This is a genomic window from Aeromicrobium sp. YIM 150415 (assembly GCF_016918125.1).
Classification (GTDB): domain Bacteria; phylum Actinomycetota; class Actinomycetes; order Propionibacteriales; family Nocardioidaceae; genus Aeromicrobium; species Aeromicrobium piscarium.
Window position 1 is genome coordinate 264,931 of record NZ_JAERWM010000004.1, and the last position, 26,988, is coordinate 291,918.

The window sequence follows — 26,988 nt, forward strand, 5'->3', positions numbered from 1 at the left end:
GCCCCGGAGAGCTGGTGCTCCCCGGGGCGTTCTGTCGACATCGGTCAGTGGATCACGACCGGCGGCTGCCCTTCGTCATCGAGCAGTCGGCTGGCTTCCCGCTTCCTGGGCAGGAAGAGCGCCGAGACGACCGTCACGGCCACCATGGCGAGGGCCACCCAGTAGGTGTGGGCGAAGGCCTCGGCGGCATCGGACAGGCCCTTGGCGACCGCCGCGGGTCCACCGATGCGGTCGACGAGCGAGGGATCGGCCTGCGAGGCGATCGCCGGGCCGGCCAGATCGCTGCTCTTGAGACCATTGGTCAGCAGCACCGACATGACCGCCACGCCGACCGAACTCGCGATCTGCTGGGTGATGTTGAGCAGCGTCGAACCGCGGGCCACCTCGTGGTGCGTGAGCGTCCGCAGCGCGCTGGTCATGATCGGCATCATCGTGGCGCCCATACCCAGGCCCATGACGAACAGCGTCCCGATGAGGAAGGCGTACGAGGTGTCCGCCTCGATCTGCGTCAGCCCGAACATGCCGATCAGGATGAGCAGCAGGCCGACCGGCACGATGCGGCCGACCGGGAAGCGGTCGGCGAGCGCGCCAGCGATGGGCATCGTCAGCATCGCGCCGATGCCCTGCGGTGCCACCAGCAGACCGGCCATCAGCACACTCTCGCCCCGCACCTGCTGGAAGTACGTGGGCACGAGCAGCAGGCCGCCGAAGAACGCGGCACCGAAGAGGAACATCGTGATGATGCTGACGGTGAGATTGCGATTGCGGAACAGCCTCAGGTCCAGCAGCGGGTGCTGGGGCTTGAAGGAGTAGAACACGAATCCGATCACCAGAGCCGCACCGACCAGCATGGTGATCCACACCCGCGGGGCCGCGATCGTGCCCTCCTCGGGGATCGAGGAGATCCCGAACAGGAACAACGCGAGGCCGGGGCTCATCATCAGCATGCCGACGACATCGAAGGACTCGCTCGGCTCGGGGCGGTCGGCGTCGAGCACGCGCCAGGCGTAGACCATGGCGATCAGGCCGATGGGCAGGTTGATGAGGAAGACCCAGTGCCAGCTGGCGGCATCGATCAGCCAGCCGCCGAGGATCGGGCCGAGGATCGGGCCGAGGAGCATCGGCACACCGAGGATGGCCATCAGGCGGCCCATACGCTGCGGACCGGCGGCGCGAGTCATGATCGTCATGCCGAGGGGCATGAGCATGCCGCCGCCGAGGCCCTGGACGACGCGGAAGGCGATGAGCGCCTCGATGCTCCACGCCATCGCGCAGAGCACCGATCCGATCGTGAAGAGCGCGATGGCGGTCATGTAGAGCCGCTTGGTGCCGAACCGGTCCGCCGCCCACCCGGTCAGCGGGATGACGGTCGCGAGGGCGAGCGTGTATGCCGTGACCGTCCACGCGACGGTGGAGTAGGCCAGCGGATGGTCGACGGTGCCGAAGTCGGTCTGGAAGGTCGGCAGGGCGACGTTGACGACGGTGATGTCGAGGATGGACATGATGGCACCGAGCACCACGACGCCGGCCACCTTCAGGACGGCGGCGTCGATCTTGTCGGGATACTCCGGTGCCGACTGAGAATTAGTCATGCAGATCGTCTTTCGTGAGATCGAGGAGTGGAGCGAGTGCGGCGGAGAGCTGCTCGCACTGGGAGGGCTCGAGCTGGTCGAGCATGGCGCGCACGGAGCCACGCTTGGCATCCAGATGCGCGCGCGCCAGGTCCCGGCCCTTCGTGGTCAGCGCGACGAGCTTGACGCGGCGATCGTGCTCGGATTCATCGCGTTCGACGAGGCCGAGCTTGACGAGCTGATCCACATTGCGGCCCGCCGAAGCGACCGACAGCGAAACCAGCTGCGCGATCTCACCGATCGGGAGGGGATCGTCGGTCTGGGCCAAGGTGAACAGGGTCCGAGCCTGCGAGAAGGACAGGTCCATCGCGAGGAAGACCTCATAGGCGTCCGACTCGGCATTGATGAATACCCGGCTCAGGAAGGCCTCGAGGTCCGAGAACGCCGCAGCGCGGGCATCCAGTTCAGTCACTCCAAAATAGTAACGCTCACGCAACTGTCTCGGTAGCGTGATCTTTGCCACTGCGTGAGCATCCCGGTAGGGCCAATGATGATGCGTTGGGGCGGCCCTGGCAGCCACCGTGCATCGTCATCGGTGCGGACCTGCTCGAAACTCGATGCGTTCGGGTCGTCATAGCAGCCGCGACGCATCATCATCGCTCCACGGCGGGGCCTCTGTGACGGTCCAATGTCGGGGGATTCGACAGCCCGACATAAGATTTCTGAGTGCCCACACGCTCTGACCTCCGCAATGTCGCCATCGTCGCCCACGTCGACCATGGCAAGACCACCCTCGTCGACGCGATGCTCCAGCAGCAGGGCGCATACGCCGAACACCAGGAAGTGACCGAGCGGGTCATGGACTCCGGCGACCTCGAACGCGAGAAGGGCATCACGATCCTCGCGAAGAACACCGCCGTGCGCTACGAGGGCCCCGGCGCCGAAGGCGGCGTCACGATCAACATCATCGACACCCCCGGCCACGCCGACTTCGGCGGCGAGGTGGAGCGCGGCCTGTCGATGGTCGACGCCGTCGTGCTGCTCGTGGACGCGTCGGAGGGACCGCTCCCCCAGACCCGTTTCGTGCTGCGCAAGGCATTGACCGCGAAGATGCCGGTCATCCTCGTGGTCAACAAGGTCGACCGCCCCGACGCGCGCATCAGCGAGGTCGTCGACGAGGCCTACGAGCTGTTCATGGACCTGCTGCCCGAGGACGCGGCCGACGACGCCCTCGACTTCCCGGTCGTCTACGCCTCGGCGAAGGCCGGTCGCGCCTCGACCGAGCAGCCGGCCGACGGCGGACTGCCCGAGAACGACAACCTGATCCCGCTGTTCCAGACGATCATGGACTACGTCCCGGCACCTGAGTACGACGAGGGTGCGCCGCTCCAGGCCCACGTCACCAACCTCGACTCCTCGCCCTTCCTCGGCCGCCTCGCGCTCGTGCGCGTCAAGAACGGCGAGCTGAACAAGGGCCAGCAGGTCGCGTGGATGAAGCGCGACGGCAGCGTCAGCCGCGTCAAGATCACCGAGCTGCTGGTGACCGAGGCGCTGGAGCGCAAGCCCGGTGAGAAGGCCGGCCCCGGCGATATCGTCGCGATCGCGGGCATCCCCGAGATCATGATCGGTGAGACGCTGGCCGATCCGGAGAACCCGGTGGCGCTGCCGCTCATCTCGGTCGACGAGCCGGCGATCTCGATGACGATCGGCACCAACACGTCGCCGCTGTCCGGACGCGAGAAGGGCACCAAGGTCACCGCGCGACTCGTCAAGGACCGCCTCGACGCCGAGCTCATCGGCAATGTCTCGATCCGCGTGCTGCCCACCGACCGTCCGGACGCGTGGGAGGTGCAGGGTCGCGGTGAGCTGGCGCTCGCGATCCTCGTCGAGCAGATGCGCCGCGAGGGCTTCGAGCTGACCGTCGGCAAGCCGCAGGTGGTCACGCGTGAGATCAACGGCAAGCTGCACGAACCGGTCGAGCGGCTCACCATCGACATCCCCGAGGACTATCTCGGCACCGTCACGCAGCTGCTCGCAGTGCGCAAGGGCCGGATGGAACAGATGGTCAACCACGGCACCGGCTGGGTGCGCATGGAGTTCCTGGTGCCCTCGCGCGGCCTGATCGGCTTCCGCACCGAGTTCCTGACCGATACCCGCGGCACCGGCATCGCGAACCATGTGTTCGAGGGCTATGAGCCGTGGTTCGGCGAGATCTCCACGCGTCCGTCCGGCTCGCTGGTGGCTGACCGCGCGGGCGCGGCCTCGTCGTACGCGATGACCTCGCTGCAGGAGCGCGGCACGCTGTTCGTGGAGCCGGGCACCGAGGTCTACGAGGGCATGATCGTGGGCGAGAACTCCCGTGATGACGACATGGACGTCAACATCACCAAGGAGAAGAAGCAGACCAATATCCGCTCGGCGACCTCGGACAACTTCGAGAAGCTCATCCCGCCGAAGAAGCTGTCGCTGGAGCAGAGCCTGGAGTTCTGCCGCGAGGACGAGTGCGTCGAGATCACGCCACACAATGTGCGCATCCGCAAGGTCATCCTCAACGCTGGCGACCGCGCCCGCGCCTCCCGCAAGCGCGGCTAGGTACAGCTAGGACGTCACGTCCGCGATCATTCCAGTGTGGTTGGCGCTTCCTCCAACAGAGACTGCAGGAATCCGATCAGCTCGGGAACACGCGTGGTGACCGCGGACCACACGATCTCATAGTCGACGGTCCCGTACTCGTGGGCGATCACGTTGCGCATCCCGATGATCCGTCGGAGGTCGGGTATCCGCGTCGCCGTCTCCGGATCGATCTGACGGAGCCGATTCAACGCCTCGCCTAGGATCTCGAGCTGCCGTTCCACGGCGGAACGCAGCAACAGATCACTCAGGAACTCAGACTCCGTCCTACCCGCGACGAACGTACGGACCGCAGTGGCGGACTCGACGGCATCCCAGACGTGGGCCGGCGACTCACGCCGCATAGACGTCCTTCGCGGTCTCCAAGACGGAGGCCTTGAAGTACGGATTCCGTACGGAGCGAGCAACCACCAGATCAACCTCACGGCCGGTGATATCGACCAACTCCTCCCGTAGTCCGAAGTAGTCGCCGAACGCATCGCCCCGGCCGGGGAAGAAATCCACCAGGAAGTCGATGTCGCTGCGCGCTGGGTCGAAACGATCCGAGAGTGCCGACCCGAACAGTCGAAGTCGTCGCACCCCGTGGCGCTCACAGGCGCGCCTGATCGCCGCGAGGTCGAGAGGGGCGGCCGCACTCATGTTCCTAGTCTCCCACCATCGTCGTCCGCCGAACAGGTCTCATCCGGCGGGTGCGTTCTCGGCGTCTACCCGATGCCGGGGTGTCTACGAACCCAACGCGTAAAGCACGATCGGGAGGGCGCCGAGGACTGCTGCGAGGGTGAGGCCGGCGAGGTCGAGCCTGGTCCAGGTGGCGGGCTCAGCCCAGGTGCGGGTTCTCGCCGAGGCGAAGCCGCGGGCGTCCATCGCGATCGATGATGACGATGCGCCCCGCAGCGCCTGCGCCAACAGCGCGAAGCCCATCGAGCCGCTGTATCTCGTCATCGCGACCGGATTCCGTCCTGGGGCGACGCCGCGAGCGCGGCGGGTGCGCTCGAGATCGGTCCAGGTCTGCGCGAATCCGGCGAAGCGCTGGAGTGCCGCCGAGAACGCCGCCACTGGTCGGGCGGGCAGCCGCAGGGTCTGAGCGGCGTAGTCGCCGAGACGTCCCGGATCGAGGAAGCCGACCACCACCGAGCCGGGCCAGGCGAGCACGAGGATGCGCAGGCCCGCGACCACGGCGGTCTCGGTGTCCTGGCCTCCGAGGCGCCAGGTCGAGTAGACGATCGTCACCGCCGCGAAACCCGAGAACGCTAGACAGAGCAGCGGATATCGCCACGTCGGCAACAACAGGAGCGCCGCCACCGCGTAGGCCCCGACCGCGGTCAGCGCGATCGGCAGCGAGCGGATCGCGAACGAGCCGATCAGCGAGCAGGCGCCCACCGCCAGCAGCACCAGCGGGTTCACCCGCGTCACCCACGCCCTCATGACCCCCACCCCCGCGTCAGCGGACCGAAGATGTGACTCCGTGGCAGCGATAGCAACCACGGAATCCAATCGTCCGCAGCGAGCCGACGGAGGATGTGACTCGACGGTCGCGATAGGGACCACGGAGTCACATCCTGCGTCTCGGGGCGGGCATCGGCGAGGGCGATCACAGGACCACCTCCATGTCGCGGGGAGCATCTGGATCGTGGGTGGCGAGCGCGACCGCGGCGCCGGCGCGGGCGGCGGCCGTGTACCAGCCGGTCACCATCGCCCAGGTGTCGCGGTCCTGGCCGACCGTCGGCTCGTCGAGCGCCACCAGCCCGGGCCGGTGTGCGAGCGCGCTGATCATCGCCAGGCGTCGCTGCTCACCACCGGACAACCGATAGGGATGCGAGGGCCCGAGACGCGCCAATCCCACCAGCTCGAGCAGCGCGTCGACGTCGACCGATGCTCCCAGCGCCGTCGCCGTCCTCGAGATCTCCTCACGCACCGAGGTCGTCAAGAACCCGAGTTCCGGATTCTGCGGCACCCAGCCCATCCGCCGGGCCAGATCAGGTGAGCGGAGACGGCTGAGATCCGGCGCGATCGTTCCCGACCGTGGACGCACCAGTCCCGTCATCGCCACCAGCGCGGTCGACTTGCCAGAGCCGCTCGGGCCGGTCACCGCGAGGACCCGGCCCGGATCGACTCGCGCGTCGAAACCGCTCAACGCGGTCGAACGTCGCGATCCGCGGATCGTCCTGGTCACCAACTCGACCGTCAGATCACGGGCCACCACAGGATCGGGATCGGCGACCGGTTTCACCAGATCGAGCGGGACGTCGAAGGGATGGGGCGGCGGTGCCCCGGGCATCCAGAGCCCCGGCTGACCACCTGAGGCGAGGAACCCCTCCACCGTGCCGTCGAACGCGATCGTCCCACCGGGCGCGAGAGCGACCACGCGGTCCACGTGATCCAGCCACGGCTCGAAACGATGCTCCACCACGAGCAGAGTCCGGCCGCCGAGGGCACCGACGACCGCATCGCGTACCTGACTCGCCGTAGCGGCATCGAGCATCGACGTCGGTTCGTCGAGCAGGACGAGGTCCGGCTCGGTGGCGAGCACCCCGGCGAGCACGAGCCGCTGCTGCTCACCCCCGGACAACGCCGAGGCGAACCGATCCCGGTCGTATCCCAGCCCCACCGCCGCGAGCGCGGCATCGACCCGACGCCAGATCTCGTCGCGAGGCAGCCCCAGGTTCTCCGGCCCGAACGCGACATCGCGGCCGATCCGCTCGGCCACGATCGCATCCGCCGGATTCTGCAGGACGAGCCCGAGCCGTCCGTCGACCTCGACCTCGCCCGTCGCCTCTCCGGAGATCGTCGTGCCGAGGGCACCGGCGAGCGCGTGCAGGAGGGTCGACTTGCCGCTGCCGCTCGGCCCGACCACGAGCACACGCTCCCCCGCGCGGATGCTCAGCTCCACTCCGGCGATCGTCGCCCGCTTGCGCCCGACCGGGCGCCAGGAGAATCCGCGGAAGCGCGCGGCTCCGCGGCTCACCTAGACCTCGACGGTGTTCTCGCGTCCCGCGGCGAAGGAGTCGAGCACACCCGCCTTGGCGAACGCTCGCGTCAACGCCCAGCCGCCCACGCCGGCCACCAGGACGCCGGACGCGACGAAGAAGCCCAGGTGCGCGAGCTTGTAGCCGAAATCCCAGTCGGCGTAGTACGAGAACCACTCGTAGACCGCTTCGAAGGCCGCGGCCATCGCGCCGGCGAGGGCGGCGACCCCGATGCCGAACCGCCGGTAGAAGAACAGCAGGAAGACCAGCTCGGCGCCGAGCCCCTGGAAGAGACCGGAGGCGAAGACGCTGAACCCCCACTGCGTGCCGCCGACGATGATCGCGGACACGGCGGCCGCGATGAACTCGGTGGCGAAGGCGGCCCCGGGCTTACGGATGATCAGGCCGCCGACCACGCCCGCGAGCAGCCACACGCCGCCGAGGAATGCCGAGGAGGGCGGGAAGGCGAACAGCGCGACATTGCTGATCGGCTCGTAGAGCTTGCCCCAGGCCCAGAAGACGACACCGAAGGCGACGCCCAAGGTGGCGATGGTGACGAGATCGATGGTGCGGTACCGCAGATCGATCGATGAACGGGTTGCAGAACTCATCGTGACTCCCTTCGCCGGTGCTAACCGGAGCAGGTTCAAGGGTCTGCGGCTTCTCCGCACTCTCAGCGCCCTCTGCTTGGCGCTCCCCTGTCGTTGTGCCACCCACCGTACACCGGAAGCTCAGCGAGGCGGGGGCACCATCCGTCCGCGAGAACGACGAGGCCCCGGGGGGGTTCGCTGGCTGACGCCGCTACGCCGTTCGTCCCGGGGCTCTCTGTCTGAGTCGAAGTCTACGCTCCCGAGCAGACAGGACCAGCAGAGGAGATCACCGTGATCCGCGATCCATGGACGATCCACGCCCTGCTCTCACCTGCTCGGATGCATCCGTACCTCGCCGTCTCAGCCGGCGACTGGCCGAAGGCCCTGATCCTCTACGACTGGAACACCTCCATCAGCTCAGCCTTCTTCGAATCGCTCCACTACCTCGAGGTCGGACTCCGCAACGCGCTCGACCGGGCGGCAACGGAGCGGGTGGGGGACGACTGGCTGACGAGCGATCGGTCACGTCTCACGAAACGGTCCCGTGCGGTGGTCGCCATCGCCCGGAGCCGAGCGGGCGGGACCACCGCGTCTCACGGGAAGGTCGTGGCAGAGTTGCCCTTCGGCTTCTGGTGGTCCCTTCTCGCCGATGAGTACAACCGTCGCCTGTGGCAACCCGCTCTCCGCCATGCCTTCGACGGACCGGTCCGTCGCCGGAGACTGCACGCGGAACTGAATGAGATGCGACGACTGCGCAATCGAATCGCCCATCACGAGCCGATCCACGGACGCGACCTGGCTCAGGACCACGCTCGGCTACTCGACATCGCGCTGCGAATGGGCAGACCGCTCGGAGATCACATCGCCGAGACATCCCGCGTGCCTCGGCTCCTCGCGTCGAAGCCTGTCGCGTGACTCAGGGGCGCTGTGTCACTCCAACAGGTCGGGGCGGCCGAACATCTCGGCCGTAGCCCGCGCGGAGGGGGTCCCGGCGTCGAGGTCGGCGCCATGCTCTCGCAGCACCCGCACCACGTCGTCCTCGCCTTTGAAGATCGCCCCGGCAAGCGGGCTCTGTCCACGGTCGTTGAGCCGGTTCACATCGGCCCCGCGTTCGGCGAGCGCCGCCACCGCAGCCGGATGGCCGTGGTAGGCCGCGAGCATCAGCAGCGTGTTGCCGCTCGCATCGGTCAGATCGACCGGGGCACCGGCGTCGACATAGGCGGCCAACCGCTCGGCATCACCGGCACGCGCCTCATCGAACAGCTGGTGCGCGAGTTCGACGAGCTTCGGATCGGGTTCGGTGGCCATCGCGCCAGGATAACGACCCTCAGCGTGCCACGCGGGTTCGTCCTAGGCTCGGACCATGAGCATCGCGACCGATCTCGTGCTGGTGGCCACCGATCCGACCACCCACAAGCTGACGCTGAGCAGTGTCGACAACGACACGATCATCGGCGGGGCCCACCTCCTCGAGCTGGTCGCGGCACGGCGACTGGCTGTCGAGGGAACGGCCAAGAAGGTGCGCGTCCACGTGCTCGATGGCTCCCCCTATCCCGAGCCGGAAGTGGAGGATGCGCTCGCTCGCATGCGCGACGGCAAGACCCGCAAAGCGAGCGACGCCGTGAGCCGGCTCGGAAAGAACGGCGTCCAGAACGCCTATCGCCGCCTCGTCGGCGCCGGACAGGTCCGCGACCGGAAGGAGAGCATTCTCGGCTTCGGGCTGCGACGCTATGACGTGGTCGACATCGCCCGCCGCGAGGACCTCATCGCCCGCGTGCGAGGCACCCTCCTCCAGGGGTTGCCCGTCGACGCCACCTCCGGTCCGCTCATCGGCCTGCTCCAGGCGAGCGACCAGCTCAAGCTGGTGACCAGCCGCGAGGAGCGCAAACCCGCGAAGGCCGCCGCCAAAGCCGTCAGCGCCGGGGACTGGGCTAGCGCAGGCGTCAAGGATGCGATCGCGGAGACGCAGACGGCCCTCGCCGTCGCCGTCTTCACCCCCACGATCATCGCCACCACGAGCTCCTGAGGTCCGGATCACCGCCGCGTCACCGCTCCATCGGTGGACCCGTCCACCACAATGGGGACATGTCTTCGGTGCGTACCCCTGACCCGAATCCCGGCTGGCTGTCGGAGTTCCAGCTCGACGAGACGCGGTCGCGCGTCCCGATCCTGTACGTCGAGGCCGTGCCCGTGCGCGTGGACGCGCTCGGGCAGGTCGAGCACATCGGACTCCTGTTGCGGGGTTCGCCGCAGACCGGCGATATCGTCCACACCCTGGTCTCGGGGCGCGTGCTCCACGGTGAGTCCGTCCGCGGCGCCCTCATGCGCAATCTGGAGAAGGACCTCGGGCCCACCGCCTTCCCGCGCCTCCCAGCCACCATCACGCCCTTCACGGTCGCCGAGTACCTGCCCGTTCCCGGCGTGACCCCGATGTACGACCCCCGTCAGCACGCGGTCGCCCTGGCCTATGTCGTCCCCGTCACGGGTGAATGCGCCCCGCGGCAGGACGCGCTCGAGCTGTCCTGGCTGACGCCCGAGGACGCCGCGAGCCCTGCCGTGCTCGATCAGCTCGAGGGCGGCCGCGGGCACCTGTTGAAGCAGGCGCTCGCCCACCTCGGCGTGCCCGCGTGACGCTGGCGTACCGCCCCTCGTCGACGACGTCACCCGCCCAGCGGCGGTAGGTCATCAACCCCATCGGCGCCCGATGACGTTGATGCCGCACCTGTACCGAGGCCGAAAGGTTGATGACCTACCGCGTCCTCCGCAGGTCCGAGCGGCTGTCTCTGAAGCGCCTGCGACGATGAGGGGGTGACCCGTCGCCCCGTCAACCCCTGGCTGATGCTCATGGTCGGGATGGCCGGACAGTGGGCAGGCACGCTCGTCATCAGCACGCCACCGTTCCTCATTCCCTATCTCCACCTCTCTCAGGGCGTCAGCCTGGTGAGCGCCGGTGCGCTCGCCTCGGCCCCCGCCGTGGGCACGATGCTGACGCTCGTCGCCTGGGGTCTCGTCGTGGATCGCTATGGCGAGCGCCGCGCCATGCTGGCCGGTCTGAGCCTCGTGACGCTGGGTGCCGTCGGCACGACGACGACATCGTCGCTGGGCACCCTCTCCCTCTGGTTCTTCCTCTGCGGCGTCGGGGTCGCGAGCACCAATGCCGCCAGCGGCCGGCTCGTCGTCGGCTGGTTCCCGGCCCATCGACGAGGCCTGGCGATGGGCATCCGGCAGACCGCTCTCCCTCTCGGCGTCGGCTCTGCCGCGCTCATCATCCCCAACACCGTCGCGGGTGCCGGCCTGCGCGCCGCCTGCATCGTGGTGGCGGCGGTGTCGCTCCTCGCCACGCTCGCCGCACTGCTCATCGTGGATCCGCCGCGACCCCCGCGCCCGACGCCCGGGGCCGAGGCACGGGCCGCCAACCCGTACCGGCAGGATGCCGTGCTCCTGCGGATCCACCTCGCCTCGGCACTCCTGGTGATCCCCCAGTACGCGGTGTGGACCTTCCTCCTGCTGTGGCTGGTCGACGTGCACGACTGGTCGGTAGCGGCCGCCTCGATCCTCGTGGGAGCGACCCATGCCCTTTCGGCTGCGGGACGGATCGTCGCGGGCTGGTGGTCCGACCGGCTCGGATCGCGACTGCGCCCGCTGCGCTGGATCGCCGTCGCGGCCACTTTGGTCATGGTCGTGCTCGGCGTGGCGCAGTCCTCGCCCGTCGGCATCGTCGTCGCCGTGGTGGCGACGGTGGTCACGGTCTCCGACAACGGGCTGGCCTTCACCGCCGTCGCCGAACGAGCCGGGGCGTTCTGGTCCGGGCGCGCCTTCGGCCTGCAGAACACCGGTCAGTACCTCACGGCGGCCGCCGTGCCACCGCTGCTCGGGGTAGTAGTCACGCATGCGGGCTACGGGTGGGCCTTCGGCGGTGTGGCCGTGTTCGCGGCGGTGGCTGTGGCCCTCGTTCCGCGCGAGGAAGCCGCTCCCATGGCAGCCGGCCAGCAGAGATGAACATGCACGACAGGAGCATCCAGCCGATCGCCGCCCGCTCTGGGCTCACCTGATTACCCTCGGGTAACATCGACTCACGTCGACCATCGCATCGTGGTGTTTGGCTTGCCTTAGTGAGGCAGGTCGCTCAGGCGGCGCTAGTGTCGGCACCATCTGTACGGTCCGAACCGGAGGATCCCCATGAACGAGCGCCAGCGAGTGAGCGACCCGCATCTCCTCACGCCGGCACCGGCCTGTCGCTTCATCGATGAGGCGGTGGCGGCATGAGCGAGCGCAGCGAGCGAACAATGGGCTCCACCTCATGCCGGCACCGCCTATCGTGCGGTTTCCTTGAGGCGGTGGCGGCATGAGCACCCTCTCGATCGTCGCGGGTATCATCTCGCTCGCCGTCACCGCGGTCGCCGTCTACCTGGCCGTGGTGGGCATCCGCCAGATGCTGCGGATCATCCGCGCCGGGCAGCCGGCCGTCGGCCGCACCGATCAGCCCGCCAAGCGCATCGGCACCATGCTCAAGGAGACGGTGCTCCACACGCGCATGCTGCAGTGGACCTTCGTCGGCGTCATGCACTGGTTCGTGTTCGCCGGGTTCATCTACCTCAGCACCGCGGTGCTCAGCGGCTACTTCCAGGTCTGGGACCCCCACTTCCTGCTGCCGATCATCGGCACCTGGTACCCCTTCATCTGGCTGACCGATCTCCTCGCCTGGCTGACCGTCATCGGCATCGCGGCGCTCATCTACATCCGCCAGAAGAACCATCCGCGCAAGCTGGACCGCAAGAGCCGCTTCTTCGGCTCCACCTTCTGGCAGGCCTACTTCGTCGAGCTCATCATCCTCGGCGAAGGCCTGGCAGGTGTCTTCATCCGCGCCGCCGAGTACCGGCTGCTGCAGACCGAGGGCTCCGACCACGCCAACTTCGCGCACTTCCCGCTCACCGGCTGGATCGGCGAGACGCTCTTCGGAGGTCTGTCGGGCAGCGGCACCGAGACCCTGATCGTGCTGCTCGCGCTGTCCAAGGTGCTCATGGCGATGGTGTGGCTGGCGGTCATCTCCCGCAACATCTCGATGGGTGTCGCGTGGCACCGGTTCAGCGCCTGGTTCAACATCTACTTCAAGCGCGAGGTCGACGGCGGCACTGCCCTCGGCGGCCTCGTCCCGCTCTACCTCAACGGCGAGCGCCTCGACATGGAGAAGATGGAGGACCTCGAGGAGGAGGACTTCGAGAAGCTCGGCGTCGGCAAGGTCGAGGACTTCTCCTGGAAGGGCATCCTCGACTTCACCACCTGTACCGAGTGCGGCCGCTGCCAGAGCCAGTGCCCCGCCTGGAACACCGAGAAGCCGCTGTCGCCCAAGCTGCTCATGATGGGCCTGCGCGAGCACGCCTACGCCAAGGTGCCGCTGCTGGAGAAGGACGCCGACACCCTCACCGAGGACGAGAAGCGCGAGCTGGAGCGTCCGCTGATCGGCGACGAGGACCTCTTCGGCGTCATCGACCCCGATGTCCTGTGGTCCTGCACCAACTGTGGCGCCTGCGTCCAGCAGTGCCCCGTCGACATCGAGCACGTCGACCACATCGACAACATGCGCCGCTACCAGGTGCTCGTGGAGTCGAACTTCCCGACGGAGCTGAACAACATCTTCAAGGGCCTGGAGCGCAAGGGCAATCCGTGGGGCATGAACCCCAAGAACCGGATGGACTGGGCCAAGGACCTCGACTTCGAGGTCAAGCAGGTCGGCGCGGACGTCGAGAGCCTCGACGAGGTCGAGTGGCTCTTCTGGGTCGGCTGCGCCGGTGCCTTCGAGGATCGCGCCAAGAAGACCACCCAGGCGGTGGCCGAGCTGTTGAACATCGCGGGTGTCGACTTCGCGGTGCTCGGCGATGGCGAGACCTGCACGGGCGACTCCGCTCGCCGCGCCGGCAACGAGATCGTCTTCATGCAGCTGGCGATGGAGAATGTCGAGGTCTTCAAGGAGACGAAGGTCAAGAAGGTCGTCTCCACCTGCGCCCACTGCTTCAACACGCTGAAGAACGAGTACAAGGAGTTCGGCGTCGAGCTCGAGGTCGTGCACCACACGCAGTTGCTCAACCGCCTCGTGCGCGAGGGCAAGCTCCAGCCGGTCGCCCCGGGCGCCGGTGAGGCCGAGAAGACGATCACCTACCACGATCCGTGCTTCCTGGGCCGTCACAACCAGGTGTACGAGCCGCCGCGCGAGCTGCTCGGCGCGATCCCCGGCTCGACCTACGCCGAGATGCCGCGACACAGTGAGAAGTCCTTCTGCTGCGGCGCCGGCGGTGCGCGCATGTGGATGGAGGAGACCATCGGCTCGCGCATCAACATCAACCGCACCGAGGAGGCCATCGCCACCGGCGCCGACCAGATCGCCGTGGGCTGCCCCTTCTGCCGGGTCATGCTCTCCGATGGCCTGACCGCCAAGCAGGCCGATGGCGAGGCCCGCGTCGAGGTCGAGGTGCTCGACGTCGCCCAGATGCTGCTCGCCTCGGTCAAGCGCGAGCCGAGCGCCGAGGAGTCCGAGGCCATCGTGAGCGAGGCGGAGGCCGCCACCGCTGCCGCTGCCACCGGCGGCGGGGACGAGGACAAGGCCACCGAGGCCGAGCCCGATGCCGCGGCCGAGGCCGACCCGGAGACCCTCACCGATACCGCCGATGTCGGTGCGGCCGCTGAGGCGACCGAGACCGGTGAGGCGGAGCCGGAGGCGAATGCCGATCTCGACGAGCCGGTCTCGGCCGGACGCGAGGAGGACGTCGCGGTCGCGGCGGAGAGCAATATCGCCGTCGACGACGAGGGCAAGGGCCACGGCGCCGTGGAGCCTCCCTCCGAGGAGGAGCCCGAGGCCGAGCAGTCCGCCGACGATTCCGAGCCTGCTGCCGCGGAGGCCGCCGAGGCGGAGGCGACGCCCGCGCCCGCCGACGAGCAGGAGGCCTCGGAGACCGAGGAGACTGCGGAGTCGACGGAGGCGGAGGACACTGAAAACGTGTCCGACACGCTGACGACCGCCGAGTCCACCGCCGCCGACGACGAGCCCACGCCCGATCCGGAGCCGGAGGCCGGTGACGCCACCGACCCCGAGGAGGAGTCGGTCCCGTCGAAGGACGATCGTCCCGAGATCCCGGCGACCAAGGAGAACGATCCTGACGAGTCGCCGGCCGAGGAGATCTTCGACGACTCCCCCACGGCCGATGACGACTCCGACCGCGAGGAGGAGCGGGGTGCGATCACCCCGGTCGAGGAGGGCGCCGAGCCCGATCCGGTCGCCGAGGATGTCGCCGAGCTGAGCGAGGAGAATCCCTCCGGGAGCGAGCTGAGCGACAGCGCCACCCAGGCGGCGGCCGACGAGGACGACGACAAGTCCTGACCGGTTCTGCCACATGAGGACGGCCCCACACCGATCGGTGTGGGGCCGTCCTCATAGCGCGAGCCTCGGGTGGAGGTAGACCGTCAGCCCTTCGCCTGCGCTGGAGGTAGACCGTCAACCTCATCGCGGCTCGATAACGTTGACCAGCTACCGCTGCTCGGACGGAAAGGTTGATCACCTACCGCACCGAAACCCCTCGGTGGCGGTACACCATCAACGTCATCCGATTCGCATGAGGTTGACCAGCTACCGCTGCTCGCGGGGTGAGGTTGATGGCCTACCGCCATCCCGAGGCGTCAGTCCTCGACGACCACGTGATCGTCGTCGGGCTCGTCATCGGCCGACACGCGGCGCTCGACGCCCACCGTCGCCTGGGTGAGCAACGCGGCGATCGCGCCGACCGCCACCAGCACCGGCGAGACCATCGCCGCGAGTGCGGTCACCGCCACGCCGGCGGTCAGCGGGATCTCCAGCAGGACATCGCCCTTCTCGTTCTTGATGAAGACACGCCGGACATTGCCCTCGCGGATCAGCTCGCGCACCTTGGCGACCAAGCCGTCTCCAGAGACCTTGAACTCCTCGTACCGCGTACCGGTGTCATGGGACTCGCTCATCGTCACGCTCCTCACCAGCCCGTCGCCGGGCCTCATCGTCGGGTGCTTTCAGCATGACAGGGCCACCAGCACGCGACGATCCGACGTACGGTGGCCCCGTGAGCGACTGGGACCCGCGGCAGTACCTCAGCTTCGCCGACGAGCGGAGCCGTCCGTTCGCCGATCTCATCGCCCGTGTCCCCGGCCCAGCCTCCACCGTGGTCGATCTGGGCTGCGGCGCTGGCAACCTCACCTCGATCCTGCGCAGACGCTGGCCCGAGGCTGAGGTGACCGGCATCGACTCCTCGCTGCAGATGATCGAGCGGGCCCGTCACGATGACCCGTCCACGACCTATCTCCAGGCCAATATCGCCACCTGGCGTCCCGAGCGGCCCGTCGACGTCATCGTCAGCAATGCGGCGCTCCAGTGGGTGCACGGACATCGTTCGCTGCTGCCCGAGCTGATCGGGCGGCTGCGAGACGGTGGCCGGTTCGCCTTCCAGGTACCGGGCAATTTCGACGCCCCGAGTCATGCGATCCTGCACGAGCTGGCCGGCCGGGAACCTTATGCCGCGCACACCACCGGGATCGAACGGCCGGACGCCGCGGGCCCGGACGTGTATCTCGACGACCTGACGAGGCAGGGTCACCGGGTCGATGCGTGGGAGACGACCTATCTACACGTGCTCACCGGCCCGGACCCGGTCTTCGAGTGGATCTCGGGCACCGGCGCCCGTCCGGTGCTCCAAGCGCTGCCGCGGGAGCTGCGCGCGCGTTTCGAGCGGGAATATCGCGCCGCGCTCCGCGAGGCGTACCCGCCGCGGCCGTGTGGGACGGTCCTGCCCTTCCGACGGGTCTTCGTCGTCGCCGAGCGTGGCGGATGACCCGCGCCCCCGGGGCTCGGCGTTCGGGCCCCGGGAAGGACGGAGGATGTGATTTCGTGGCTGCCATAGCAACCGTCGAAGCACATCCTCCGTCACCGCCCGACGAAAGATGTGTTTCCGCGGCTGCCAGGACGACCGTGAAATCACATCCTCCGTGTGCCGTCCCTTCGGGTGGTCAGGGGCGGGCGCCACGCATCGTGATGCAGCGCTCGGCGGTCGCCGTGCCGGCGGTGAGCGACGCCCGCGGATCGCGGGTCCGCACCCATTCGGCGAGGAAGCCCGCGGTGAAGGCGTCTCCCGCACCCGTCGTGTCCAGCACCTGCACGCGAGGGGCGGTCACCTGGGTGCGGTCCTGGGCGTCGACATAGGCCGCCCCCATCACCCCCAGCGTCACCACCACGTGCCGGTAGGCGGTCGCCAGCGCGTCGAAGTCGACCACGGGTCCGGTCGCCCCGGCGAGCAGGCGTGCCTCGTCGATATTCGGCAGTGCGAGGTCGACTCCCGCCGTCCAGCCGAGGAAGTCCTCCACCCCGCACTGCCGCAGGAAGCCCGTCGAGCTCGGATCGACGCTCACCCCGACGCCCCGCTCACGGGCCATGCGGACGAGCTCCGTGGCGACCGGCCGGGTCTCCGGATCGAAGAACGTGTAGCCGGTCAGATGCAGCCAGTCGACGCCGTCCCACACCGCCTCGTCGATGTCGTCGACCGACAGGGTCGTGTTGGCGGCGCGGTCGACGTACATCGTGCGATCGCCCTCCGCGTCGAGGGTCAGCACGATCGTGGCCGTCGGCAGAAGCGGGTCGGCGACGAGCCGTGCGTCCACCCCCACGTTCCGCAGCGCGTCACCGTGCCGTTCGACGCCGTCCGCGCCGACCTTGCCGACGAAACGCGTGGGCGTCCCGAGGTGGCCGAGCCACGCGGCGGTGTTGGCTGCCGAGCCGCCCGCCGTCATCCGGATCTCGGCGTTGGTGTCGCTGCGCGGGGTCACGGGTTCGAGCGGACGCACCCCGATGTCGTCCACGACATCGCCGACGACGAGGATCATCGGCTCGCCCAGGCGGTGGCGATCTCCGCCGCTACCCGGATGTTGTTGCGGGCGATGTCGAGATTGACCCGCAGACTCTCGCCGCCGGTGATGTCGACGATCGTCTGCAACAGGAAGGGCGTGACGTCCTTACCGCTCAGTCCCTCATCCGCGGCTCGGCTCAGCGCCTCCGCGAGCGCGTCGTCGTGCACCCTCGGGTCGAGCTGCTGGTCGAGCGGCAGCGGGTTGGCGACGAGGATCCCGGCAGCCTCACCGAGCTCGTCGCGCGCGGTCATCACCGCGGCCACCGCGTCGGCATCCGGAACGCTCCAGTCCAGCTCATGACCCGAGCCCGCGAGCCAGAAGCTCGGGAACTCGCTGGTCCGATAGCCGAGCACCGGTATCGACAGGGTCTCCAGCCGTTCGAGCGTCGCGCCGATGTCGAGGATCGACTTGACCCCCGCCGACACCACCGTGATCGGCACCCGCGACAGGACGGTGAGATCAGCCGATTCGTCGAAGTTCTGGCTGGCGCCTCGATGAACGCCGCCGAGACCGCCCGTGGCGAAGACCCGGATGCCGGCGCGGTCCGCGATGAACGAGGTCGCCGCGACCGTGGTGGCGCCGCTCGCGCCCGTGCCGACGGCGATCGGGAGATCGCGCACGGAGAGCTTGACGATGTCCTCATTCGCGACGCGCTCGAGTTCGTCCTCGGTCAGGCCTGCCTTGAGCCGGCCGTCGAGCACCGCGACCGTGGCGGGTGTGACACCCACCTCGCGCAGCATCTGCTCGAACTCCCGCGCTGCCACGAGATTGTCCGGCCGCGGCAGGCCGTGGGAGATGATGGTGGACTCCAAGGCCACCACCGGGTGGCCGTGGACGAGGGCATCGGCGACATCGGGAGACAGATCGACCTTCACCCGACGAGGCTATCGACCAGCCCCGGAGAGCGCGGACGCCCGGGTCAGCCGATCTCGGTGCGGTAGAAGTTCGCGTGCGAGCGCGAGGGGGTCGGGCCACGCTGGCCCTGGTAGCGCGAGCCGTACTTCTCCGAGCCGTAGGGGTGCTCGGCGGCGGACGAGAGCTGGAAGAAGCACAGCTGCCCGATCTTCATGCCCGGATAGAGCTTGATCGGGAGCGTGGCGACATTCGCGAGCTCCAGGGTGATGTGGCCGCCGAAGCCCGGGTCGATGAAGCCGGCGGTGCTGTGGGTCAGCAGGCCGAGGCGCCCGAGCGAACTCTTGCCCTCCAGCCGGGCCGCGATGTCATCGGGCAGCGTGACGTATTCATAGGTCGAGCCGAGGACGAACTCCCCCGGGTGCAGCACGAAGGCGTCCTCGCCCTCCACCTCGACGGGGCGAGTGAGATCGGACTGGTCGGCGGCCGGATCGATGTGCGGGTACTTGTGGTTGTCGAAGACCCGGAACAGCCGGTCCAGGCGCACGTCGATGCTCGACGGCTGGATCATCGTCGGCTCGAACGGGTCGAGGGCGACACGTCCGCCATCGATCTGGGCCATGATGTCGCGGTCGGAGAGCAGCACGTGCTCAACCTAACGCATCGCGGATCAGCGGCTGAGGCCGTGATCGGCGAATCGGGCACCGATCAGCCGGTGTGCCGCCGCGGTCGGATGCAGGCGGTCCGGCAACGGCTCGCGCTCATGGTCCACCGGGCCGAACAGCTCCAGGCCGTCGAGATACGCGATATGCGGGTCGTCGGCCCGCCGTCGATCGACGATCCGCCGCAGGTCCTCACGGACGACCTCCAGCGTCAAGCGGCCGACGGCGACCTCCTCGGGATCTCCCGTGGCTTGGAACGCCAGCCGTCCCGCGGCGAACTCCGCCGGATCGAAGGCCCCCGGCCCGGGAGTCTTCTCGTGGATCGGGCAGTAGACCGAGGAGACCACCAGCAGCGGGGCGTCGGGGTGCCCGTCGCGAATCGTGTCGAGGAACCCGTCGACGGCCGGGCCGAACGCGCGCCGGCGCATGAGGTCCGCGTTGACGATGTTGATGCCGAGCTCGACGCTGACGACATCGGCCGGGGTGTCACGCATGACCCGTGCCACGAAGGGGTCCAGCAGCGCGCTGCCGCCGAACCCGAGATTGACGAGGTCGACGCCGGCTGCGCGCGCCGACACGACCGGCCAGCTGTCCGTCGGATGGATCGCATTGGATCCCTGGCTCACCGAGCTGCCGTAGTGCAGCCACGTGGTCCGGGGCGGCAGCGGCTGTACGGGGGCGTCCGCGCGCAGCCCGATCAGTTCGGGCCGCTCATAGTGCGGCAGCCAGATCTCCACGTCGTGCTCCCCGGACGGCAGCTCGATGTCGAGTACCGTGGCAGGCCCGTCGTGGGTCTCGACGCCCCCGATCGAGGGATCGAGGACCCGACGGTCGCCACCCGTCGAGGCGATCCGCTCGATCAGCTCTCCGTCGACGACGACATCGTAGGCGGAGTCGGGGCGCGGTGGGACCCCGGCGAACTCGACCGTGGTGCGGTGCGCGGTCATGACGACCCGATCGGCCCAGGTGCGGAAGGCCACGCGGACACCGGCGGGCTGTTCCTCGACCATCGCGAGCTGAGGGTCTGCGAGGGCCCGCGCATGCGCGGGAAGGCGGTGGATCAGCAGCCCCCGGTCGGTCTGCTCGAGCTCCGCGGCTCCTCGTACGAGACTCGTGTCGAGGACGGCATCGATCCAGTCGGTCACCGGGCCAGTCTTCCACGCGCGGCCGCCGTCATCTCGATCCGGCGGTAGACGGTCAACCTCACCGGACGCGGATGGGGTTGACCAGCTACCGCCCGCCCCGAGGTGGGGTTGACCAGCTACCGCCACCAGCGGACGGCCTGCGCGAGACGGCGAACATTCCTAGGCTGATCGCATGCCCGTCCCCTCGCCGTTGGTGTGTGCCGTCGAGACCCTGTTGGACAAGTCCCTGGTGCTCGGATACTCCTCGATCGGCTGGTACGCCCGACAGCCATGGCTCCCGCCCTCCCCCGCTCCCGGGTCGCTGGCGGGCCGCACGGTGATCGTCACCGGCGCGAGCTCCGGGCTCGGGCGCGCCACCGCCGCCGGTGTGGCCCGGCTCGGAGCCCGCGTGCGGCTCATCGGGCGGACCGCATCACGGTTGGAGGAGGCCGCGCGGGCGATTCACCGGAGCCTGCCGAACGCCGATCTGGTGATCGACGAATGCGACATGAGCGATCTCGACGCCGTCCGATCCTGGTGCTCGACCGTCGAGGAGTCGATCCACGCCGTGGTGCACAGTGCCGGCGTCATGCCTCCGGAGCGCTCCGAGAGCGCTCAGGGTCACGAGCTGGCGCTGGCCACCCATGTGCTCGGTCCGGTGTTGATGGACGACCTCCTGCGCCCCAGGCTCCGCGAGGACGGCGACGCCCGGATCGTCTGGATGTCCTCGGGAGGCATGTACTCCGCTCCGCTGACCGAGGAGCTCGTCGCCGATCCCGAGTACCGGCGCGGGGAGTACAACGGCACCCGCGCCTACGCCCGCACCAAGCGCTTGCAGGTCGTCGCGGCGCAGCGCGAGGCCGAGCTGATGGGCGCCGACGGCATCGTCGTCCACGCCATGCATCCGGGCTGGGCCGATACGCCGGGCATCACCGACTCGCTGCCGAGGTTCGCCGCGGTCGTCAAACCGATCCTCCGAACCGCCGAGCAGGGCGCCGACACGGCCGTCTGGCTCGTCGCCGCGCCCGAGGCGGCCTGGGCGACCGGCGACTTCTGGCAGGATCGCCGTCCTCGCCCGACCGATTTCCTGCCCTGGCACCACACCTCCTGGGACCTGGCGGACCAGGTCTGGCGCTACTGTCGCTCCGCCGCGGCACTCGACAGCTGAGCCTGGCGGTAGGCCATCAACGCTTCCCTCGTGGTGGCGGTACTGCATCAACCCCACCCGACGCCGACAACGTTGACCACCTACCGCCAGCGGGATGGAAAGGTTGATGATCTACCGCCACCAGGCGAGCGGTCAGAAGGCCGCCGGCCGATGCCGGGCTCGCGGCTCGAGGCTCGAGGCTCGAGGCTCGAGGCTCGAGGCTCGAGGCGCCACAGTCCGCCATAAGAGCATTCGAAGAACCGGTCGGCATCCCACGAGGTGGCGACCACGCGCCCGGGCTGAGCACCGTGGATTCGGCCCATCGCTCCGCACACGCACGGCAGCATCGATCGTCGCGGAGCAGCCGAGGGCATGGCGCAAAGCTACTGGCACCTCCCACCACTCGCCTGCCGAACCCGTGCTGACTGGCGTCATGCTCCCTGTGGGTGCTTCACTGTCTGCGTCCGTGCGGTGAGTCAGCCAGTTCCTCTGCGCACATCAGCTTGCGCGAGGAGTGATCCGTGACGGTCCCCGACCTCACCGTGCGTGCCCATGAGGTCCTGTGGGTCCCGGCGGCGAATATCTGGCGCTGGTCCGACGAGATCTGGGCGCTCCACGGCTACGAGACCCCCGAGGCGGAGTTGACGCGCGAGCTCGCGATCGCCCACGCCAAGCATGTCGATCATCCGCGGATCTTCGCCCTCTGGGCCCGTCTGCTCGAAGGAGAGCACCTCACTTTCATCCACGATGTCGTCACGGTGCAGGCGCGGCAGAGACCGACCTACATGGGCTTGCGCACGGTCAGCCGTACCGGCGAGCAACGCGTCGTGAAGGGGCCCATGTTCGATCTGTCACCGGACCCCTCCATCGGTGAGGACGCCCCGGGCCACGAGGCGAGCCGGCGGATCGCGGAGTTCGGCACGATGAGCGTCCTTCAGGGCCGGGTGCTGATCCACCGGTACGCGAGCTACCTCGGGATCAGCCCGGAGGCGTTGTCGGAGCATTTCCTGAGACGGGCCGATCAGACCCCGGACCTGAGCGCCGACACTCTCGATCACTGCCTCGCCGATGCGGCGACCGGGCCGTGAGTCGCGGCCCCCTACAGGTCAGCGAGCCCCTTGGCGAGCGCGGCCACAGCTCCGATGAATGACATGACGATCAGCGCCATGCGCGCGTGGTGGTCGCGCACGTAGCGCTGGCACCGATCGCCCACCACCACACCCGCGACGATGAGAGCCACGATCGCCAGCCAGATCGCCACCCCGAAGGAGGGGCTCTGTGCCGGATCCACGGCGAACTTGACGGTCAGCGCGACGATATTGGTGAGCACGAAGTACGGCTGGAGGGTGGCGGCGAACCCACGCTGTGGCCACCGCGACATAACCGCATAGGCGCTCACGGCCGGACCGCCCACCCCGGCGAGTGCATTCGTCGCCCCCGACATGACGCCGGCCAGACCCATCGGGAGGCGTCCGCGGATCGCCAGCGTCGTCCGCTGGAGCAACAGCGAGACGAGGAGCGCCACCAGGACCAGCAGGCTCACGACGATCGACAGCGGCGCGGGCGGCAGCCAGCGCGCCACGAAGGCGGCCGGGATCGTGGCCACGGCGGCCGGCACGGCGAGCCACCACAGTGAGGACCATTCGACCTCGGCCCAGACCCGGGCCATGATGATCGTGGACGAGACGAGGCCGCAGACGAGCACCACGATCACGCCCTCGTGCGCCCCCAGCAGCATCACCAGGAACGGCGCGACGAGAAGGGCGAAGCCGAGACCGGCGATCCGCTGGGCGATGGCCCCGGCGAATACCGCCACGAGTACCGCTATCAGGCCGACCGACACCCGATGACCCTACGCGCCACCTGTCACTCCGCAGCGAGCGGTGGGTAGGCGTCCCTTCACCGAGGTCATCGGACGCTTACCCACCGCTCGTGGTCGGGAACGGACGCCTACTCACCGCCCGCCGGGGGAGGTCATTCCAGGGCGGACTTCTCGTCGCCGATCCGAGTGTCGTCACCGTGTCCGGTGTGGACGACGGTGTCCTCGGGCAGCGCGAACAGGCGCTCCTTGATCGAGGCCACGATCGTGTCGTAGTCCGAGTAGGAACGACCCGTGGCGCCGGGACCGCCGTTGAACAGGGTGTCCCCGCTGAAGACCACGCCGAGATCCGCCGAGTAGAGGCAGGTGCTGCCCGGCGAATGCCCGGGAGTCGCGATGGCGACGAGCTCACTGCCGGCCACCGTGAAGCGGGTGCCGTCGGTCAGATCGTGATCCGGTGACGCCTCGGTGTTCTCGGCCTCCCAGAGCATCGTGTCCGCCGAGGGGAACCAGATCGGAGCACCGGTCAGGTCACGCAGCTCGACCGCCGCATTGATGTGGTCGTTGTGGCCATGCGTGAGCACGATGGCGAGGACTCGCCGCTCCCCTACGGCCGCCGCGATCGCGGCGGCATCGTGGGGGGCGTCGATGACGATGACCTCGGAGTCGTCACCGACGATCCACACATTGTTGTCGACATCCCAGCTGCCGCCGTCGAGGCTGAACTGCCCCGAGGTCACCACCTTCTCGACACGCGCGGTCACAGGATCACGACCGAACGCAGGACGTCGCCGTGGTGCATCTTCTCGAAGGCGGCCTCGATATCGCCGATGCCGATCTCCTCGGTCACGAAGGCGTCGAGGTCGAAACGGCCCTGCCGGTAGAGGTCGACGAGCATCGGGAAGTCCCGCTTGGGCAGGCAGTCGCCGTACCAGCTGGACTTGAGCGCGCCGCCCCTGCCGAAGACGTCGATCAACGGGATGTCGGGCACCGTCATGTCCGGGGTGGGAACGCCGACCAGGACGAGGACACCGGCGAGGTCGCGGGCATAGAAGGCCTGCTTCCAGGTCTCGGGACGGCCGACGGCCTCGATCACGACGTCGGCACCTTCCGAGCCGTCATGGCCGACGATCTCGCGGATCGCCTCGACCGGATCGACCTGGCTGCTGTTGACCGTGTGCGTCGCTCCGAGCTCGCGAGCGGTCTCGAGCTTGCGGTCGTCGATGTCCACGGCGATGATCGGCGACGCGCCGGCGAGTGCCGAGCCGACGATCGACGCCGCCCCCACACCACCGCAGCCGATGACGGCGACGCTCTTGCCACGCGTGACGGCGCCGGTGTTGATGGCCGCACCGACCCCGGCCATCACACCGCAGCCGAGCAGGCCGACAGCCGCCGCGCGCGCCTCGGGATCGACCTTGGTGCACTGGCCGGCCGCGACGAGGGTCTTCTCGGCGAAGGCGCCGATCCCGAGTGCCGGGCTCAGCTCGGTGCCGTCGGTCAGCGTCATCTTCTGCGTGGCGTTGTGGGTCGCGAAGCAGTACCAGGGCTCGCCCCGGTCGCAGGCGCGGCAGTCGCCGCAGACGGCGCGCCAGTTCAGCACGACGAAATCACCCGGCGCGACCTCGGTGACGCCCTCGCCCACCGACTCCACGACACCGGCGGCCTCATGTCCCAGCAGGAAGGGGAACTCGTCGTTGATGCCGCCCTCGCGGTAGTGCAGGTCGGTATGGCAGACACCGCAGGACTGCACCTGGACGACCGCCTCACCGGGCCCGGGCGCCGGGATGACGATGTCGACCACGCTGACGGGCTCGGACTTCTTCAGGGCGACGACACCCTTGACGGTCTGGCTGTTGCTCACGGTTCTCTCCTCGAAGTCCGGGTGGATAGGGGCTTCTTCGATCCTCCCACGCCCGGCGGCCCCCCGATCGACGAGGGATGGTGCCGGGAGCCCCTCACCGAGGCGCACGTGCCAACCCGATCGAACCCGTATCGCGGCATGAACCGTGCCCGCCGGTGAACATCGGCGACGCCCATGTTCACCGGCGGCGGCATCAACGCGGCACGATGCTGCGTGGCAGCATGACACGGATCGTGACCATGACAGCCCGCAGAAGCGCACCGATCACGCCGAGGACCACCAGGACGCCGAAGATCGACGGAGTGTCACCGAAGGCCGTCCTCTCGACCAGGATGTACCCCAGCCCGGCGTTCGCCCCCACCAGCTCAGCGCCCACCGCGCCGAGCAGAGCGGACACCAGAGCCACGTCCAACGCCGGGAAGATGTACGACATCGCATTCGGCAACCGCAGGTAGCGCATCTCCTCGTACTTCGACGCCTTCATCGACCGCATGAAGTTGAGCTCTTCGCGGTCGACCTGCGTGAAACCCGCCACCGACGCCGTCATCACCGGGAAATACGCCAGAAGCGCGGCGACCACGATCTTAGGCGTCTGGCCGTAGCCGAGTGCGACGATCAGCAGCGGTGCGATGGCGATCTTCGGAAAGCTCTGCAGGGCCATGACGAACGGGTAGAGGATCACGCGGACGATGTCGACATAGGCGAACAGCGCACCGAGGATCAGCCCCACCACGACGCCGAAGGCGAGTCCCAGGACCATCGATGACATCGTCGTACCAATGTGCGGCCACCACAGTCCTTCGATCAGGCCCCGTTGCAGGGAGGCGCCGACCTCCGACGGCTTGGGGAAGAGGAGACTCGGGAGCTGCCCGTGCCGTGTGAACCACCACCAGGCGGTGAGCAACACCCCCAGCATGGCCAGCGGTGGAAGCACCTGATAGGCAATCTTGCCGAGTCGGTTGAGACGCCGGTCCCGTGCCGAAGGCAGCTCGACCGGCGCGCTGCGCTCGATGATGTGCTCGATGGTCATGCCGCAGCTCCTCGATCGGGCGTCCCGATACTGGACCGCACATCACGTACCAGGTCGTAGAAGTAGTCGTCGGATCTCAGTTCGGTGCCTCGGGGTCGCGCCAGATCGATGTCGACGATGCGCTGGAGGCGCCCTGGTCGGCTCGTCATGACGCCGACGCGATCGGATAGATAGACCGCTTCGGCGATATTGTGCGTAATGAAGATGACAGTCTTCGGACGCACGGTCCACAGCCGGAGGAGCTCATCGTTCAGCACCTCGCGGGTGAACTCGTCGAGCGCGCTGAAGGGTTCGTCCATGAGCAGCACCGGCGGGTCCGATACCAGCGCGCGCACGATCGAGGCGCGCTGTTGCATGCCGCCTGAGAGTTCGTTCGGATAACGGTCGACAAAGTCGGCGAGGCCGGCCAGTTCGAGCAGCTCGGTGGCTCGCGCCCGGGTGTCGGCATCGATCGACCGCGCGATCTTCGCGGGAAGCATGATGTTCTCGCGCACCGTGAGCCAACGCAGCAGAGTCGGCTTCTGGAACACGATTCCGACATTGTTATCCGGTTCGGTGACCTCCCGGCCGCCGATGACGACATTGCCCGTCGTCGCGTCGAGGAGGCCGGCCACCACGTTGAGGATCGTCGACTTGCCGCAACCGCTCGGGCCCACGAGGCTGAAGAACTCGCCCGGGTTGAGGTCGAGGCGCACCGGCTCGAGTGCCACCACGGGATCGGACTTCTCGACCAGATAGGTCTTCGAGACGTCGTTGATCTGGATCGATTGGGCCGGGCGCGCCATGACTGCATCGACTGACATGGGTTCTCCTT

The 26,988-nt window shown here is 68.4% G+C and carries 27 protein-coding genes and 1 riboswitch; of the genes, 9 read left to right on the forward strand and 18 right to left on the reverse strand.

What is annotated here, in order from left to right; translation table 11 throughout:
* Positions 1 to 44: 44 nt before the first annotated feature.
* Complete coding sequence (locus JL108_RS02975) at positions 45 to 1,592, reverse strand: DHA2 family efflux MFS transporter permease subunit (RefSeq protein WP_205196893.1); 1,548 nt, start codon at positions 1,590 to 1,592, stop codon at positions 45 to 47.
* A complete protein-coding gene (locus JL108_RS02980; RefSeq protein WP_205196895.1) occupies positions 1,585 to 2,043 on the reverse strand; it encodes a MarR family winged helix-turn-helix transcriptional regulator in 459 nt (152 codons plus the stop codon). Before JL108_RS02980 ends, JL108_RS02975 begins: the two co-directional genes overlap by 8 nt.
* Positions 2,044 to 2,297: 254 nt before the next feature.
* Here JL108_RS02980 and typA point away from each other — a divergent pair, with 254 nt between their 5' ends.
* Positions 2,298 to 4,163: a translational GTPase TypA gene (gene typA, locus JL108_RS02985; protein ID WP_205196896.1), complete on the forward strand. Its 1,866-nt coding sequence runs from the start codon at positions 2,298 to 2,300 to the stop codon at positions 4,161 to 4,163.
* A 26-nt stretch (positions 4,164 to 4,189) separates the two neighbouring features.
* On the opposite strand, the gene JL108_RS02990 is transcribed toward typA, so the two are convergent.
* The 5 genes from JL108_RS02990 to JL108_RS03010 form a co-directional block, all read right to left on the reverse strand.
* Positions 4,190 to 4,546, reverse strand: coding sequence for a DUF86 domain-containing protein (locus JL108_RS02990; RefSeq protein ID WP_143911128.1), 357 nt, complete (start codon positions 4,544 to 4,546; stop codon positions 4,190 to 4,192).
* Positions 4,536 to 4,841: a nucleotidyltransferase family protein gene (locus JL108_RS02995; protein ID WP_143911127.1), complete on the reverse strand. Its 306-nt coding sequence runs from the start codon at positions 4,839 to 4,841 to the stop codon at positions 4,536 to 4,538. Before JL108_RS02995 ends, JL108_RS02990 begins: the two co-directional genes overlap by 11 nt.
* Positions 4,842 to 4,925: 84 nt before the next feature.
* A complete protein-coding gene (locus tag JL108_RS03000) occupies positions 4,926 to 5,627 on the reverse strand; it encodes an energy-coupling factor transporter transmembrane protein EcfT (RefSeq protein ID WP_205196898.1) in 702 nt (233 codons plus the stop codon).
* 166 nt (positions 5,628 to 5,793) lie between these two features.
* On the reverse strand, positions 5,794 to 7,167 hold the full coding sequence (locus tag JL108_RS03005) for an ABC transporter ATP-binding protein (protein ID WP_205196900.1): 1,374 nt from the start codon (positions 7,165 to 7,167) through the stop codon (positions 5,794 to 5,796).
* The gene (locus JL108_RS03010; RefSeq protein ID WP_143911124.1) at positions 7,168 to 7,779 is read right to left on the reverse strand and encodes an ECF transporter S component; all 612 of its coding nucleotides are present in this window, start codon (positions 7,777 to 7,779) and stop codon (positions 7,168 to 7,170) included. It lies immediately after the preceding gene.
* Positions 7,769 to 7,878, reverse strand: a riboswitch (TPP riboswitch). It overlaps the preceding gene by 11 nt.
* A 171-nt stretch (positions 7,879 to 8,049) precedes the next feature.
* Between JL108_RS03010 and JL108_RS03015 the strand changes: the two genes are divergently transcribed.
* Positions 8,050 to 8,673: a hypothetical protein gene (locus tag JL108_RS03015; protein ID WP_205196902.1), complete on the forward strand. Its 624-nt coding sequence runs from the start codon at positions 8,050 to 8,052 to the stop codon at positions 8,671 to 8,673.
* A 15-nt stretch (positions 8,674 to 8,688) separates the two neighbouring features.
* On the opposite strand, the gene JL108_RS03020 is transcribed toward JL108_RS03015, so the two are convergent.
* Positions 8,689 to 9,066 (reverse strand): ankyrin repeat domain-containing protein, encoded by a 378-nt coding sequence (locus JL108_RS03020; RefSeq protein ID WP_205196904.1) that lies wholly within the window; start codon positions 9,064 to 9,066, stop codon positions 8,689 to 8,691.
* A 55-nt stretch (positions 9,067 to 9,121) separates the two neighbouring features.
* Between JL108_RS03020 and JL108_RS03025 the strand changes: the two genes are divergently transcribed.
* The 4 genes from JL108_RS03025 to JL108_RS03040 all read left to right on the forward strand — a co-directional run bounded on the left by JL108_RS03025 (position 9,122) and on the right by JL108_RS03040 (position 15,130).
* Positions 9,122 to 9,784, forward strand: a complete 663-nt coding sequence (locus JL108_RS03025; RefSeq protein ID WP_205196905.1) for a GPP34 family phosphoprotein — start codon at positions 9,122 to 9,124, stop codon at positions 9,782 to 9,784.
* A 59-nt stretch (positions 9,785 to 9,843) separates the two neighbouring features.
* Complete coding sequence (locus JL108_RS03030; RefSeq protein ID WP_205196907.1) at positions 9,844 to 10,389, forward strand: NUDIX hydrolase family protein; 546 nt, start codon at positions 9,844 to 9,846, stop codon at positions 10,387 to 10,389.
* A gap of 177 nt (positions 10,390 to 10,566) precedes the next feature.
* A complete protein-coding gene (locus JL108_RS03035) occupies positions 10,567 to 11,757 on the forward strand; it encodes an MFS transporter (RefSeq protein ID WP_205196909.1) in 1,191 nt (396 codons plus the stop codon).
* A gap of 346 nt (positions 11,758 to 12,103) precedes the next feature.
* Complete coding sequence (locus JL108_RS03040; protein ID WP_205196911.1) at positions 12,104 to 15,130, forward strand: heterodisulfide reductase-related iron-sulfur binding cluster; 3,027 nt, start codon at positions 12,104 to 12,106, stop codon at positions 15,128 to 15,130.
* Between the two features lie 296 nt (positions 15,131 to 15,426).
* Here the strand turns inward: JL108_RS03040 and JL108_RS03045 are convergent, their stop codons facing one another.
* Positions 15,427 to 15,744 (reverse strand): DUF4342 domain-containing protein, encoded by a 318-nt coding sequence (locus JL108_RS03045; protein ID WP_205196913.1) that lies wholly within the window; start codon positions 15,742 to 15,744, stop codon positions 15,427 to 15,429.
* 98 nt (positions 15,745 to 15,842) lie between these two features.
* On the opposite strand from JL108_RS03045, the gene JL108_RS03050 reads away from it, so the two are divergent.
* Positions 15,843 to 16,607 carry a methyltransferase domain-containing protein gene (locus JL108_RS03050; protein WP_307837168.1) on the forward strand — a complete coding sequence of 255 codons (765 nt, stop codon included), beginning with the start codon at positions 15,843 to 15,845 and terminating at the stop codon, positions 16,605 to 16,607.
* A 175-nt stretch (positions 16,608 to 16,782) separates the two neighbouring features.
* Here the strand turns inward: JL108_RS03050 and JL108_RS03055 are convergent, their stop codons facing one another.
* Genes JL108_RS03055 through JL108_RS03070 form a run of 4 tightly spaced genes read right to left on the reverse strand, consistent with a single transcriptional unit; the run spans position 16,783 to position 20,335 of the window.
* Positions 16,783 to 17,652 (reverse strand): carbohydrate kinase family protein, encoded by an 870-nt coding sequence (locus JL108_RS03055; RefSeq protein WP_205196917.1) that lies wholly within the window; start codon positions 17,650 to 17,652, stop codon positions 16,783 to 16,785.
* Positions 17,649 to 18,551 carry a pseudouridine-5'-phosphate glycosidase gene (locus tag JL108_RS03060; RefSeq protein ID WP_205196919.1) on the reverse strand — a complete coding sequence of 301 codons (903 nt, stop codon included), beginning with the start codon at positions 18,549 to 18,551 and terminating at the stop codon, positions 17,649 to 17,651. The genes JL108_RS03055 and JL108_RS03060 overlap by 4 nt, the downstream gene beginning before the upstream one ends.
* Positions 18,552 to 18,595: 44 nt before the next feature.
* The gene (dcd, locus tag JL108_RS03065; protein WP_143911114.1) at positions 18,596 to 19,174 is read right to left on the reverse strand and encodes a dCTP deaminase; all 579 of its coding nucleotides are present in this window, start codon (positions 19,172 to 19,174) and stop codon (positions 18,596 to 18,598) included.
* A gap of 24 nt (positions 19,175 to 19,198) precedes the next feature.
* Positions 19,199 to 20,335 (reverse strand): SGNH/GDSL hydrolase family protein, encoded by a 1,137-nt coding sequence (locus tag JL108_RS03070; RefSeq protein ID WP_205196921.1) that lies wholly within the window; start codon positions 20,333 to 20,335, stop codon positions 19,199 to 19,201.
* A gap of 172 nt (positions 20,336 to 20,507) precedes the next feature.
* On the opposite strand from JL108_RS03070, the gene JL108_RS03075 reads away from it, so the two are divergent.
* Entirely contained in the window at positions 20,508 to 21,482 is a 975-nt protein-coding gene (locus JL108_RS03075) for an SDR family NAD(P)-dependent oxidoreductase (protein ID WP_205196923.1), read from the forward strand.
* A gap of 500 nt (positions 21,483 to 21,982) precedes the next feature.
* A complete protein-coding gene (locus JL108_RS03080; RefSeq protein WP_205196925.1) occupies positions 21,983 to 22,549 on the forward strand; it encodes a hypothetical protein in 567 nt (188 codons plus the stop codon).
* Between the two features lie 11 nt (positions 22,550 to 22,560).
* Here JL108_RS03080 and JL108_RS03085 read toward each other — a convergent pair whose 3' ends face one another.
* The 5 genes from JL108_RS03085 to JL108_RS03105 form a co-directional block, all read right to left on the reverse strand.
* Positions 22,561 to 23,304, reverse strand: a complete 744-nt coding sequence (locus JL108_RS03085; protein WP_205196927.1) for a sulfite exporter TauE/SafE family protein — start codon at positions 23,302 to 23,304, stop codon at positions 22,561 to 22,563.
* Positions 23,305 to 23,435: 131 nt separating this feature from the next.
* Positions 23,436 to 24,044, reverse strand: a complete 609-nt coding sequence (locus JL108_RS03090; RefSeq protein ID WP_205196929.1) for an MBL fold metallo-hydrolase — start codon at positions 24,042 to 24,044, stop codon at positions 23,436 to 23,438.
* Positions 24,041 to 25,144: an S-(hydroxymethyl)mycothiol dehydrogenase gene (locus JL108_RS03095; RefSeq protein ID WP_205196931.1), complete on the reverse strand. Its 1,104-nt coding sequence runs from the start codon at positions 25,142 to 25,144 to the stop codon at positions 24,041 to 24,043. The genes JL108_RS03090 and JL108_RS03095 overlap by 4 nt, the downstream gene beginning before the upstream one ends.
* Positions 25,145 to 25,337: 193 nt before the next feature.
* On the reverse strand, positions 25,338 to 26,174 hold the full coding sequence (locus tag JL108_RS03100; protein ID WP_205196933.1) for an ABC transporter permease: 837 nt from the start codon (positions 26,172 to 26,174) through the stop codon (positions 25,338 to 25,340).
* Positions 26,171 to 26,977 (reverse strand): ABC transporter ATP-binding protein, encoded by an 807-nt coding sequence (locus JL108_RS03105; RefSeq protein ID WP_205196934.1) that lies wholly within the window; start codon positions 26,975 to 26,977, stop codon positions 26,171 to 26,173. The genes JL108_RS03100 and JL108_RS03105 overlap by 4 nt, the downstream gene beginning before the upstream one ends.
* Positions 26,978 to 26,988: the final 11 nt, after the last annotated feature.

Bases quoted from the DNA above. Each gene is read 5' to 3' on its own strand.
- JL108_RS02995 (WP_143911127.1), bottom strand. From the start codon at position 4,841: ATGAGTGCGGCCGCCCCTCTCGACCTCGCGGCGATCAGGCGCGCCTGT.
- JL108_RS03020 (WP_205196904.1), bottom strand. From the start codon at position 9,066: ATGGCCACCGAACCCGATCCGAAGCTCGTCGAACTCGCGCACCAGCTG.
- JL108_RS03075 (WP_205196923.1), top strand. From the start codon at position 20,508: ATGCCCGTCCCCTCGCCGTTGGTGTGTGCCGTCGAGACCCTGTTGGAC.
- JL108_RS03040 (WP_205196911.1), top strand. From the start codon at position 12,104: ATGAGCACCCTCTCGATCGTCGCGGGTATCATCTCGCTCGCCGTCACC.
- JL108_RS03100 (WP_205196933.1), bottom strand. From the start codon at position 26,174: ATGACCATCGAGCACATCATCGAGCGCAGCGCGCCGGTCGAGCTGCCT.
- JL108_RS03025 (WP_205196905.1), top strand. From the start codon at position 9,122: ATGAGCATCGCGACCGATCTCGTGCTGGTGGCCACCGATCCGACCACC.
- JL108_RS03055 (WP_205196917.1), bottom strand. From the start codon at position 17,652: ATGATCCTCGTCGTCGGCGATGTCGTGGACGACATCGGGGTGCGTCCG.
- JL108_RS03010 (WP_143911124.1), bottom strand. From the start codon at position 7,779: ATGAGTTCTGCAACCCGTTCATCGATCGATCTGCGGTACCGCACCATC.
- JL108_RS03105 (WP_205196934.1), bottom strand. From the start codon at position 26,977: ATGTCAGTCGATGCAGTCATGGCGCGCCCGGCCCAATCGATCCAGATC.
- JL108_RS03000 (WP_205196898.1), bottom strand. From the start codon at position 5,627: ATGAGGGCGTGGGTGACGCGGGTGAACCCGCTGGTGCTGCTGGCGGTG.
- JL108_RS03045 (WP_205196913.1), bottom strand. From the start codon at position 15,744: ATGAGCGAGTCCCATGACACCGGTACGCGGTACGAGGAGTTCAAGGTC.
- JL108_RS03030 (WP_205196907.1), top strand. From the start codon at position 9,844: ATGTCTTCGGTGCGTACCCCTGACCCGAATCCCGGCTGGCTGTCGGAG.
- JL108_RS02990 (WP_143911128.1), bottom strand. From the start codon at position 4,546: ATGCGGCGTGAGTCGCCGGCCCACGTCTGGGATGCCGTCGAGTCCGCC.
- JL108_RS02975 (WP_205196893.1), bottom strand. From the start codon at position 1,592: ATGACTAATTCTCAGTCGGCACCGGAGTATCCCGACAAGATCGACGCC.